The 12,623-nt window shown below is 32.0% G+C and carries 12 protein-coding genes; 4 read left to right on the forward strand and 8 right to left on the reverse strand.

Translation table 11 applies throughout. The features are described from left to right. Positions 1-42: 42 nt before the first annotated feature. Positions 43-903, forward strand: a complete 861-nt coding sequence (locus ACN0WY_RS00110) for a DMT family transporter (protein ID WP_417799160.1) — start codon at positions 43-45, stop codon at positions 901-903. On the opposite strand, the gene ACN0WY_RS00115 is transcribed toward ACN0WY_RS00110, so the two are convergent. After that, positions 900-1,985, reverse strand: coding sequence for a hypothetical protein (locus tag ACN0WY_RS00115; RefSeq protein WP_417799161.1), 1,086 nt, complete (start codon positions 1,983-1,985; stop codon positions 900-902). The genes ACN0WY_RS00110 and ACN0WY_RS00115 overlap by 4 nt on opposite strands. Before the next feature lie 81 nt (positions 1,986-2,066). Here ACN0WY_RS00115 and ACN0WY_RS00120 point away from each other — a divergent pair, with 81 nt between their 5' ends. Continuing rightward, positions 2,067-2,984 (forward strand): hypothetical protein, encoded by a 918-nt coding sequence (locus tag ACN0WY_RS00120; RefSeq protein WP_417799162.1) that lies wholly within the window; start codon positions 2,067-2,069, stop codon positions 2,982-2,984. Here the strand turns inward: ACN0WY_RS00120 and dprA are convergent. Beyond that, positions 2,981-4,078: a DNA-processing protein DprA gene (dprA, locus tag ACN0WY_RS00125; protein ID WP_417799163.1), complete on the reverse strand. Its 1,098-nt coding sequence runs from the start codon at positions 4,076-4,078 to the stop codon at positions 2,981-2,983. The genes ACN0WY_RS00120 and dprA overlap by 4 nt on opposite strands. 94 nt (positions 4,079-4,172) lie before the next feature. On the opposite strand from dprA, the gene ACN0WY_RS00130 reads away from it, so the two are divergent. Further along, positions 4,173-5,069 (forward strand): SPOR domain-containing protein, encoded by an 897-nt coding sequence (locus tag ACN0WY_RS00130; protein WP_417799164.1) that lies wholly within the window; start codon positions 4,173-4,175, stop codon positions 5,067-5,069. Between the two features lie 59 nt (positions 5,070-5,128). Continuing rightward, complete coding sequence (locus ACN0WY_RS00135) at positions 5,129-5,641, forward strand: acyl-CoA thioesterase (protein WP_099214905.1); 513 nt, start codon at positions 5,129-5,131, stop codon at positions 5,639-5,641. Between the two features lie 7 nt (positions 5,642-5,648). Here ACN0WY_RS00135 and ACN0WY_RS00140 read toward each other — a convergent pair whose 3' ends face one another. The 6 genes from ACN0WY_RS00140 to ACN0WY_RS00165 form a co-directional block, all read right to left on the reverse strand. After that, positions 5,649-6,683: an AI-2E family transporter gene (locus ACN0WY_RS00140; RefSeq protein ID WP_330488805.1), complete on the reverse strand. Its 1,035-nt coding sequence runs from the start codon at positions 6,681-6,683 to the stop codon at positions 5,649-5,651. Between the two features lie 145 nt (positions 6,684-6,828). Further along, positions 6,829-8,046 carry a murein hydrolase activator EnvC family protein gene (locus tag ACN0WY_RS00145; RefSeq protein WP_330488806.1) on the reverse strand — a complete coding sequence of 406 codons (1,218 nt, stop codon included), beginning with the start codon at positions 8,044-8,046 and terminating at the stop codon, positions 6,829-6,831. Between the two features lie 2 nt (positions 8,047-8,048). Continuing rightward, positions 8,049-8,816 (reverse strand): DUF4292 domain-containing protein, encoded by a 768-nt coding sequence (locus ACN0WY_RS00150; RefSeq protein WP_417799165.1) that lies wholly within the window; start codon positions 8,814-8,816, stop codon positions 8,049-8,051. 20 nt (positions 8,817-8,836) lie between these two features. Continuing rightward, positions 8,837-9,835, reverse strand: coding sequence for a tetratricopeptide repeat protein (locus ACN0WY_RS00155; RefSeq protein ID WP_417799166.1), 999 nt, complete (start codon positions 9,833-9,835; stop codon positions 8,837-8,839). Then, positions 9,813-10,829, reverse strand: a complete 1,017-nt coding sequence (locus tag ACN0WY_RS00160) for a sugar phosphate nucleotidyltransferase (RefSeq protein WP_330488809.1) — start codon at positions 10,827-10,829, stop codon at positions 9,813-9,815. The genes ACN0WY_RS00155 and ACN0WY_RS00160 overlap by 23 nt, the downstream gene beginning before the upstream one ends. A 57-nt stretch (positions 10,830-10,886) precedes the next feature. Beyond that, on the reverse strand, positions 10,887-12,548 hold the full coding sequence (locus tag ACN0WY_RS00165; RefSeq protein ID WP_330488810.1) for an ABC transporter ATP-binding protein: 1,662 nt from the start codon (positions 12,546-12,548) through the stop codon (positions 10,887-10,889). Positions 12,549-12,623 lie beyond the last annotated feature (75 nt).

Here is a 12,623-nt window from a genome sequence, read left to right on the forward strand (position 1 = left end):
TAAGATTTCTCGTTTCACTCGAAATGACATACTTTTACGCCCATGCAAAACAACCACATTAAAAACCTATCAGGAATTATTTTAGCAACCCTGTTTATCAGTACTTCGGGTGTATTAGGTAAATATATTGCAATGCCCTCGGAAGTTATTGTGTGGTTCCGTTCTGTGTTTGCTATGGTGATTTTGTATGTGTTTTGCCGATTCAAAAAGATTGATTTAACCATACAATCAAGAAGACACTTGTTTCCGTTTTTAATGGGTGGAATTTTTATGGGAGCGCATTGGATAACGTATTTTTACGCGTTAAAACTATCGAATGTAGCTATCGGAATGTTGTCGTTGTACACTTTCCCAGTAATGATTGCTTTTTTAGAACCGCTATTTTTAAAGATAAAATTCAACCCGATTCATATTGTTTTAGGGTTGATGGTTTTGTTAGGGTTATACATTCTAGCTCCTGAGTTTGATATTAAAAACACCCAAGTTCAAGGAGTATTGTTTGGCTTACTCTCTGCCCTATCGTATTCTATAAGAATTTTAATATTAAAGCAATACGTAATACAATACAATGGAGTAATGTTGATGTTCTACCAAACGGTAATAATTACGGTTTTATTAGTTCCAGTATTGTTTTTTATGGATGTTTCCGGATTTCAAGAGCAACTCCCCTATTTACTATTATTAGCCTTGTTAACTACGGCTATCGGACATAGTTTAATGGTACATTCACTACAGTTTTTTTCGGCATCAACCGCAAGTATAATTAGTAGTATTCAACCTGTTTTCGGAATTTTGTTAGCGTTTATTTTTTTAAACGAAATCCCCACGTGGAACACTTTTGTTGGAGGAAGCTTAATTTTAGCAACGGTGATTATTGAAAGTATTCGAAGTAGAAAAGGCTAGTGTAGTCTTTGTTGTTGTTGAATAATAGTTTTCATGCTAACATCTTCGTAATTTCTACGAACAAAAGTTAGTGCACTGTCTAAAACCTCTCCCATACCATCACTATCTCTAAAATTAATATCTCCTGTAAATTCAAAAATTTCTAATTTTAATTGTTCAATATTTTTGGGAGTAGAAATATTATCTGATTTCATAGCAGTAAGCAAACGATTCAATCGAGAACGAGAACCTAAAATTCTTTTAGCAACAATTGATCGCTCTTCTATTTGATATTGTTCAATTGACTCTGAAGTAAGTTTGTCTCCTACCAGCTGAACTAGCTTTAAATTTTCCTTAAAAAACTGTGGATAGTATACTTTAAATTTACCTTCGTAACATTGCTGGTCAAAATCTATCGGACGAATTTTATACACAACATTTTCAAAATCGTGTGTTGGCACCACCACATAGTTATACGAACGCATATCGCCTAACAAACGAATCATACAACGCTCGTTAAATTTAACAAACTCTTTAGCCAGTTGTGCTTTTTCAATATCTAAACAATCTTCTAAATAATCATTGATAAAAACATCTCCTGGAATTCCTGATATATGCTCTTCTATCAACGTGTCTTCATATACCAAAAAGTTTAGGTTATAAGGTGATAAAATATCCTCTAACTCTAGACCGTAAATACGAGAAGCATCGGTTTTCTTTACATAAAAATAAGTGTAGTTATCATTTAAAATATTTCGAATTTTTATACGAAAAGGTTTAGAGTTACCAAACGTACAAAAATCGATAGCATCAACGTTTAAGTGTTTAATACTGGCGTCAGAACCGTTAGAGTGTAAGATATTATATACTTTTTTTAGGTATAAATCAATTTCTGCCTGCTCAAACTCATTATAAAAAACACGTATCCACAAGGTATCGTTATCGTGTTTATCATACACAGAAACAGATCCTTGAAAACGTAACAAATCATCATAAAAAATAGGAATTTGAATAGTTCTGTTATGCCTTTTCAAGTAGTTTCCTAATTTTTTGGTAACAGGAAAAGCTGGTTTTTTTTGTGATATGAGTTTATATTCTGACATTAAAAAGCCTTTTTTTTCAAAGATAATTCAATTTATTTTTTTGGAATAATATTTGTTGATTCTTAACAAAAACTACTTGCTATGAAAAGCTACAAACTCACGATTCCAAAACCATGTCATGAAGATTGGAATGCTATGACACCTAATGAAAAAGGAAAATTTTGCAGATCTTGTGCAAAAACAGTCGTTGATTTTACCCAAAAATCATCAAAAGAAATTCAAGAATATTTACTAACAAATAAAGAACAAAGAGTTTGTGGTCACTTTTACAGAAAGCAATTAGATAGTATTGTAATTCAGCTACCAGAAACAACTTTTTATCAACCGTTGACGTTTCAAAAACTGTTTATTTTATCGTTGTTATTTGTAATGGGAACTACGTTGTTTAGTTGTAAAACTGATACAGGAAAAACACAAAAAATAGAAAAGGTTGAGCTTATAGATACTGTTTCAGAAACAAGCATATTGATTGATTCTTTACATACTGATAAGGAGCCTGTTGTTCAAAAAAGGGAGTATAAAACTCCTCTAGCAGCAACTAAAGGAATCAATAATATTGAAACTAAATTAAAAGAAGATATTATATTACAGCCAAAAGATAGTATTCCAGAAGTTGTAATTATGGGAGATATTATTGAGGGAGAAATTGAAATAGAACCAAATGAAACGTACGCTTTTTTTCAAGTTGATATCAAGCCTAAATTCAAAAACTCTAAAGTTAGTTTTGAAGAAGATATCAATCATTTTATCGAAAAAAAACTCAATAATAACCTACTCAACGAACTTGAAGTATATAAAAAGAATGAAAGAGCGTATGCACAATTTATCATAGACACGATGGGTAATATTTCTAACATAAAAACAAGAACACCACGCCAAAAAGTAGAAGATTGGATAATAAATTTTGTTAAAGATTTACCCCAAATAATACCAGCAAAGATTGATGGAAAAAATGTAAGTGTGCGATATACATTACCGATTACCTTTGAAGTAGATTAAACTTCAAACATTTTTCCGGGTAAAGGTTTTATGGCTCCTTTTAATTCCATTTGAACTAAAATAGATGATAGTTGATAAGTAGGAAGATTACAATCTAATGCAATAACATCTAACAACTGTTTACCTTTTTGCTGTAAATAATCGTGTATTTTTTGTTCGGTTTCATTCAAATCAATAAACAACTTTTCTTGCTTGGCTACAGCAGTTTGCTGTACGTCCCAATTGAGCATTTTTACAATATCTTCAGCAGAAGTTAATAAATGTGCCTGATTATTTTTAATGAGATTGTTACAACCTTTGCTATATACATCGGTTGCTCTACCAGGTACTGCAAATACATCACGATTGTAAGAGTTAGCAATATCAGCAGTAACAAGCGAACCACCTTTTTTAGCAGACTCAATAATAATGCTTGCTTTAGATAACCCAGCTACAATACGATTTCGTTTTAAAAAGTTTTCTCTCATGGGCTGCTCATCGTGCCAAAACTCAGTAATAAAACCACCATTTTCATTCACTTGATGAATATATTTTTTATGTGTTTTTGGATAAATTTCATCCAATCCGTGTGCCAACACAGCAATAGTTTGTAAGTTGTTTTTTACAGCAGCTTTGTGTGCGCAAATATCTACTCCGTAAGCAAAACCGCTTACAATTATGGGATTGTGTTCTTTTAAGTCTTCAATAAGTTGATTGCAGAAATCGCGTCCGTACGAACTCATTTTTCTAGTTCCTACAATTGAAATAATTTTATCATTGTTTAAGTTAAGGTTGCCGTCTTTAAAAAGTAAAATAGGAGCATCAATACAATGTTTTAGCTGTTGCGGGTAATCATCATCTAAAAAATAAGAAAATGTGGTATTGTTTTGTTGAATATAACTTAGCTCCTCTTCTGCTCTTTTTAGGTTGTTTTTATCAAAAAGATGTTGAGTTATATGAGTTCCAATTCCGTTAATTTTATGTAGTGTATTTTTCTTCTCTAAAAACACTTGTTCAACACTTCCTACGGAGGTAATTAGCTTTTTTGCCAAAATATCACCTACGTTTTTTGTTGCCTGTAACCGTAGAATGGCTAGCAATTTTTCTGAATTCATATAGCAATAATTTGAGTATCAATATACAAAAAACTGTTAATAAAAATTACAAGATTACTTGAAAGTAATGCACTAAAAAGCTATATTTGTTATTATGACATTAGCCAACTACATTAACGATTTATTATATAGATACGATTGCGTAATTGTTCCTAATTTTGGAGGATTTGTAACGAATAAAATTGGAGCTAGAGTAAATACTACTACGCATACTTTTTATCCACCAAAAAAACAACTAACGTTCAACGCGTATTTACAGCATAATGATGGTTTATTGGCTAATTATATAGCTTCGAGTAAAAACAGTTCTTTTGAAGAAGCTGTTACTTTTATTGCTGAGGAAGTTGCACAATGGAATGAGAAGTTGGAAACTACAAGTATTACTGTTGCTTCTGTAGGAAGTTTGTCTTTAAACGAAGCGAAGCAAGTTGTTTTTGAACCTAATCTATCAAGTAACTTTTTAACGGAATCTTTTGGTTTGGCTGAGGTTTCAACACCATCTGTAGAAAGAGTAAAAGAAGTAACAATTAAGTCATTACCTGCTGCTACTAAAGAAAACAGAAAAACAATTCCGTTGTACTTAAAAAGAACTGCAGCTGCGGCTGTTTTTGTAGGAATTGCCTATGTGGGTTGGAATGGTGTTCAAAACCAACAACAACAAGTATTAGCAAATCAAGAAGAAGCTGTTGAGAAGAAGATTCAATCAGCAACTTTTGTCATTGAGAATCCGTTACCAACCATTAACTTAAACGTTAGTAAAGAAGATAGAAATTTTCATATCATAGCTGGTGCTTTTCAAGAAGAGCATAATGCTGAAAACAAATTGGCAGAGTTAGAAGAAAAAGGGTATGATGCTTCTATTGTTGGAAAGAACGGGTTAGGCTTAACTCAAGTAGCTTTTGCAAGCTATGCAACCAAAGAAGAAGCTAGAAAAGCCTTAGAAATTATCAAAAAATCTGTTAGCGAAGAGGCTTGGTTATTGGCTAAATAAACTGCATTTATTTTAGGTAGATTTTTTTGTTGCTGTATCTTTGCAGCAAAATTTAATTGATGAGAGCAAAATCACCAAAAGAATCGTTAACTGTACTTACCGATTTAGTTTTACCAGGAGAAACAAATTATTTAGATAACCTTTTTGGAGGAGAATTATTAGCTCGTATGGATAGAGCTTGTAGTATTGCTGCGCGCCGTCATTCGAGAAGAATTGTAGTAACAGCCTCTGTAAATCACGTAGCGTTTACCAAATCGGTACCTGTAGGAAGTGTGGTAACTTTAGAAGCAAAGGTTTCACGTGCTTTTAAATCATCAATGGAAATTTATGTAGATGTTTGGATTGAAGATCGTCAATCGGGTGAAAAAACGAAGGTAAATGAAGGAATTTACACCTTTGTTGCTGTTGATGAAACAGGAAAACCAGTACCAATTCCTCAAATTGAACCAGAAACCGAGTTAGAGAAACAACGTTACGAAGCAGCCTTGCGTAGAAAACAGTTAAGTTTAGTTTTGGCAGGTAAAATGGACCCTAAAGAAGCCATAGAGTTGAAATCTATCTTTATGGATTAAAACTAGCTTATATATCGTCTACATTGCCACTTTCAGATAAGAAAATGGCAATGTTTTTTGTTTTATCAAACTGCGAAAAGATAATAATCATAATTACTGTGATAGGTACAGAAAGAATCATTCCAGTAATCCCCCAAATTTCTCCCCAAACAGCTAAGGAAAGTATGGTAACTAACGGACTTAAGTTTAGTGATTTTCCAAAAACTTTAGGTTCTACAATATTACCAACGACAACTTGAATACTACCCACAGCAAATAACACAATTAAAAACGGAGGAAATTCTCCAAATTGTACCAAACAAAAAATGGCAGGGAAAGCAGTAGCTACCAATGAACCAATAGTAGGAATATAATTCAATAAAAAAATAAGAAAAGCCCAAAATGGAGCCCCGTCTACTCCTACTAACAACAAGACAAAATAACTAAGTACACCTGTTAGTAAACTTACATAGGTTTTTAATCGCAAATAATTTGAAATAGAGACTTCAATTTTTTTTAAGATGACTTGAAAGCTTTTAGGATTGTTTTGAGAACTCAAGAATACCTTTTGTAACTTCTTTTTAAAATTACTTTCCTCTAAGAAGATAAATAAGGCATAAATAATAATCATAAAGGTATTGCCTAGCAAACTGCTAATTCCGTTCGCGATATCGCCTAAAACAGAGCCATAATCAAAATCTCCGACTACTGATTGTACCGACTTGATAATGTCGATATGAAAATAGGCATCTAAACGTTTTATAATAGCATCAACATTGGGTTGATATTTAGAGTACGACGTAGTTAAATTTGAGATACTGTTGGTAATGATTTCCGAAATAAATCCAAAACCTAAAATAATAAGTGTAAAAACAAATACATTGCTTAGCCAAAAAGGAATGAAACGTTTGGCAAAAGGTATTTTATAAATGGTTTTGCGAATTTCTCGTGTTAAAAACCAAAAGATAAGCGCAAAAACAAACGGAATTAAAATTCCTTTTCCAATAACCAATGTTGCAATAATAGCTACAGTTACAATAATAAAGTTTGATGCGTTTTTCACACGTGTAAATTTTAGTAATTAGGCGATTACAATTTAATTATAAAATTGAGAACGAGTATAACTTGTTTTACGCTCTCATTAAAAAGGTTAAATATTCTCCTTTTGCAAAGAGGACTTAAAACCAATTAATGGTTACTTCGTAGTATTATGAGCGAATCCACTGGGCAGGATTTAACCGGTTACGATCTTTATACAGCATAAAGCTAAGTTGTGTTTTACCCGTTACTTTGTTGGTAAATACTTTTCCTAACTTCTCACCAGTTTTCACTACATCTCCTTTTTTAACATACACTTCTTTTAACTTATTGTAAGCAGAAATATAGTTTCCGTGTTGTACTAAAACAGATTTTCTTCCGTCAGAGTGTAGCTGAATAACCAATACTTTACCGTTAAAAATGCTCTTTACATCAGTGTTTGCTTTGGTAGCAATGTATAATCCGTGACTGTTGATGCTAATTCCAGGAAATGTTGGATGAGGCTGAACGCCATATTTTCGTGTAATTACTCCTTTAACTGGCCAAGGTAAATTACCTCTATTTTGCTCAAAGTTAGCAAGCAAGGCTTTTTCTTCGGCATTTAAAATAAAACCAGAACTTTTGGTTGTACCTTGGGTAGTTTTTTTACCCTTGTTAGCTTTGGCAATTGCCTCCCTAATTAACTTATCAATTCTAGCAGCAATTCTTTTTTCCTCTCGCTGTTTTTTTTGTAAATCACTTTTGTATTTCTTCTCTTCTTTTTTAATTTTTGAAATAAGTTGCTCTTGGTTTTTCTTATCGTCTTCAATTTCTTTTTTCTGACTTTTCTCATCAGAAAGTAAGGCCTCTTTTGATTTTTTTTGAGCCGTTAACGAGTCGTTTAACTGTTCTACTTCTTTTGCTTTTACGATAATCTCTTCTCCTTGCTTTTTTCTAAAATCTTTGTACTGTTGCATGTACTTTAAACGCTTATAGGCTTGGTAAAAGCTTTCTGAAGACAATAAAAACATGGTTTTGCTCTGTTGTGATTTACTCTTGTATGATTTAACAACCATGTCTCGATAGTCGTTTTTCAATTTCTCTAGTTCGTCATTGTATTTTTTTAATTGCTGCTCGTTCGATTTGATTTCTTTTGAAAGTAATTTGGTTTCTAATTCAATAGTTTCAATTAAGCGTTCTCTTACGCTTATTTTCTGATTCAAATCTTTTAAATCGTCTAAAGCATTGCTCTTTTTTTTCGTTGTTTTAAACAAAAGATTGTTAACCTGCTCTATTTCATTTTTAAGTTTTTTTCGCCTATTTTCAAGCTCTTTCCTACTTTGAGCAAAAGAAGAAATTCCTACAAAAAACAGGCATATAAAAGAGATGTAAAAAACAGGGTATTTCATAATTATAATTGAATTTCTTTATATCCGTTAGGAATGTTAAAACTTACATTTAACTTCGTGTCATATTCTACCGAGCGAGTCGTAATATCAATAATAGTAAACTTATTTTTTTCTTTAGCTCTTATGTTAATTTTTTCAGGAAAAAGAGTAGTATTTTTCTTATAATATTTTGGATAAGTAATATCTAAACGTTGATCTTTTAACGAATTTACAATTAATTGCTTGTTTAGTTTAAAGTGCTTTGGATTTACATAAAAAAACAAGTCGAATAAAGTAGGTTGTTTTTTAGGAGATAATTGATATGATTTTTCTTGAATTTGAATTTCTTGACGTTCAGATTTCACATCCATCAACGCCTCTCCTAGCAACATACTTTGTAATTGTTGAAAGTTAATATCGGTTCCTAGTAGTTTTTTTAGCATTTCAAAATCTCCATCGAAGTAACTCTTTTCATACGGAGAGTAAAATTGAACTTTTGTAGGGGTGATTTTAGCTTTGAAAATAGAGATGATTTTGGTTCCTTTTAACCAAATAACTTCATCTTTTTTAATTTTCATTCGTACAGAGAAGCCTAAACTTTCTTTATTGTTTTTGTAATTAACTTTTAAACGAGCATCTACTGTTTTTTTGTCAAAATTTGTAGCAATATGTTTTTTAGCTACTTTACGTGCCGACATTTCCTTAATAGTGATATCGCCCGTAACGTTTTTGGTAGATTTACAAGAGGTTAAACCTAAACATAGTATAAGTAATATAGTGGTGTATTTCATAAATTTAGTACTAACGAAATTTATTTTAAAATTTTTTCAGCTCTGTTTTTGTAAGAATTGGCTTTTTTAACATTATTCAACCCTTGATAAGCTTTAGACATCTCTAAGTAAAACTTAGCTTCTATTTCGTTGTTATCAATAACAAAATCAATGCCGTTTTGTAAGGTTTCTAATGCTTTTTTATATTCTTTATTGTTGTTAAACGCTTTCCCGTTCATTAAGTATACAAAAGGCTGTGCAGGAAAAAGAGTCAATCCTAGCTCACTGTATTTTAACAAGTCAGTGTCGTTATTTGTAGCTAACTTATCGAGTAATATTTTTAAGTTGTTGTACGATTTTTCTTTTTCAAAAAGCGATTTAGCATCAAGATTTTCCGTAAGTTTTTTGGGAGGTGTTTCGGTTGTTTTTTGAGTATTTATTTTTCTTTCAATAGAGCGAAGTCTGGCCGTTAATAATTTGGCATCTTTTAACTCTGCCAACACTTTTTTAGCAGAGTTAACATCGTTGTTTTGGAGGTGCAAAAAAACAAGTAACTGTTTTTTCTTTGGGTATGTTGCAGCTATTTTTTGTTGCGCAATAATAGCATCCTCAAAATTAGCTAACTTTCTTAAAATAAAAACTTTGTGTTCAAGCATCCAAACATTAGCAGGTTCTATTTCTAAAGCGAAATCAATGTATGTTAAAGCTTCTGGGTTTCTGCCTAATTTTTCGTAATTTTTAGAGAGCTCAAATAAAACAGCCTTATTGTTTGGAAGTATTCTGTTACACTTTTCCAAACTTTCTATTGCCTTTTGATAGTTAAAAGTGGCTTTGTCTGAAAGAGCGCTAAAAAAATATTGTTGAAATTCAATATTGTTTTTTTCAGCAATATCAACAGATGCTGGAATGCTGTCTTGAGCGTTTAGAAAGAAAGAAAAGAAAAGAAAGAAAAAAGACAATATTGCTTTAGAAAAAAAGTTTTTTTCTCTTTTCTCGCTTCTCTTCTCTATTGAGTTTTTATGTAAGTTCTGTATAATCACCTATACTTACCGATGTATAATTAGCATTGTATTTTGCATGGTTACCAATCATTGCATTCTCTAAATTGGCATTGGAAATACGAACATTGGTTTGAATTAATGAATTGGTAATGGTTGAATTTTCAACAATACTGTTTTCACCAATTGAAACAAAGGGCCCTATTTTAGTGTTTTTCAACACTACATTTTTTCCAATATAACAAGGCTGAATAATTTCAGCGTTCTCTAATACAACGTCTTCAGATACTAAATTGTTGCCATTTGCTTGTTCAAAACCTAAAACTTGCTTATTAGTATCTACTGTTGGATCCTTCTTACCACAATCCATCCAAGTATTTACTTTTCCAGGAATAAACTTAGCTCCTTTTACTTTTAAAGCCTCCAAAGCTTCTGTTAACTGATATTCGCCAGAAGGTCTAATATCATTATCGATTAAATAACTTATTTCTTCTAGTAATTTATCTGCATCTTTAAAATAATAAATACCAATAATAGCTAAATCAGAAACAAATTCTTTAGGTTTTTCAACAAAATCTGTAATAAAACCGTCTTTTAATTTTACCACACCAAAAGCGCTTGGGTCTTCTACTTGCTTCACCCAAATAGCCCCATCAGCACTAGCATCTAAAGTAAAATCAGCTTTGAATAAGGTGTCAGCAAAAGCAACCACACAAGACCCTCCTAATGATGCTTTAGCACAGTAAATGGCATGTGCAGTCCCTAAAGCTTCTTCTTGAACATAAACAGAACCTTTAGCGCCTAAATTTTCTGCTATTGTTATTAATTTGTCTTTTGTATCTGTAGGAAATCCCTTAGCTGCAGGGCCAATTATAAAAGCAATTTCTTCGATAGGTTGATCTACAACAGCAGTGATATCTTCCACTAATCGTTGTACAATAGATTTACCAGCAATAACTGTTAATGGCTTAGGAGTTGTTAATGTATGAGGTCTTAATCGAGAACCTATTCCAGCCATTGGTACTATAATCTTCATAATCTTTCTTTTCGTTTTTAACGGTGCAATATACCATTAATAACGCAGTGAAAAAAGTTATAGTCCTTTTGGAATAGCTTCTATTAATGTTTGGGTGTATTTTGTCTTTGGATGTTGGTAAATTTCGTCAGCATCAGCTATTTCTTCAATCTTACCTTTGTTCATAACAATTAATTGATCTGCCATGTATTTTACGACAGATAAATCATGTGAAATAAAAATATAAGTGAAGTTGAATTCTGTTTTTAACTGATTTAATAAGTTCAATACTTGTGCTTGTACTGATACATCGAGCGCAGAAACGGATTCGTCACAAATAATTAGTTTTGGTTGCAAAGCTATAGCACGAGCAATTCCTATACGTTGACGTTGGCCACCAGAAAACTCATGCGGGTAACGATTGAAATGGGTTGCCTCTAAACCTACTTTTTCTAACAAGTTGCACACATACTCTTTTCGTTCTTTATTGGAGGTTAAAATAGTATGAACTTTCATAGGTTCTAAAATAGCATTGCCAACAGTAATTCTTGGATTCAATGAAGAAAACGGATCTTGAAATATAATTTGAATTTCTTTTCGAAGTTTCTTAAAACCTTTTCTCGAAAGTCTGGTAATATCTGTTCCGTTATAAAATATGTTTCCAGAAGTAGCTTTTTCCAGTTGCAAAATAGTTCTACTTAAAGTGGTTTTTCCACAACCGCTCTCTCCTACGAGTCCTAAAGTTTCCCCTTCGTAAATTTTAAAAGAAACATCATTTACTGCTTTAACAACAGTTGGTTTTGAAAACCATGAAGCATGGCGAATAAAATCTTTGTGCAGATTTACTATTTCTAATAAGGGAGGGCGATTGTATATTTTTTGATGAAAAGCTGTGCGTTCTTCATCTGTATAAACTGTAGAATTTATAGTTTCATTGATAAAATCGTTAACCGTAGGTAAGGTTTTTAATCGTTTTTTTGTATTTGGTTTCGAGCTGATTAAAGCTTTTGTATAACTTTCTTTTGGGTGTAAAAATACACGGTTAGCACTCCCCTTTTCTACTGTTTTTCCCTTATGCATTACCACAACAGAATCTGCAATTTCAGAAACCAATGCTAAATCGTGTGAAATAAAAATAATGCCCATTTCAAACTCTTGCTGGAGTTCTTTTAATAGTAAAATTATTTCTTTTTGTACTGTTACATCCAATGCTGTGGTAGGTTCATCAGCAATTAAAAGTTGAGGTTTACAAGCAATTGCCATAGCAATCATTACACGTTGTTTTTGTCCACCACTTATTTGATGAGGATACGAATTGTACATAACCTCAGGTCTTGGAAGTTTTACTTTTGAAAATAAAGAGAGAACTTCTTCTTTAATTTCATGATTGGATAGCTGGGTATGCTGTTGTAACATTTCAGCAACTTGAAAACCACAAGTCAAGGTCGGGTTTAAAGAACTCATAGGTTCCTGAAAAATCATGGCAATGTGGTTGCCTCGTATTTTTTGAAAATCTTGTTCATCAAAATCTAACAAAGATTGTTGGTTAAAAAGTAGCTTACCTTTTACCGTTGCAGTCTTAGGAAGCAACCCTAAAATGGCTAAAGAACTTATTGATTTTCCACTACCACTTTCTCCTACAATTCCTAATGTTTTGTTTTTTTCAACACTAAAAGAAACCTGTTGAACTACAGGATGAGAGTTTTTAAAGGAAATTTCTAAGTTTTTAACGTCAAGCATCAATCATAAATTTTAATAAAAGTACAATTAATATTGGTATTTTACTCTTAAAAAAGTAAAGTAGCGTATAACTGA

It is taken from the genome of Tenacibaculum sp. (assembly GCF_048269885.1).
Taxonomy (GTDB): Bacteria; Bacteroidota; Bacteroidia; order Flavobacteriales; family Flavobacteriaceae; genus Polaribacter.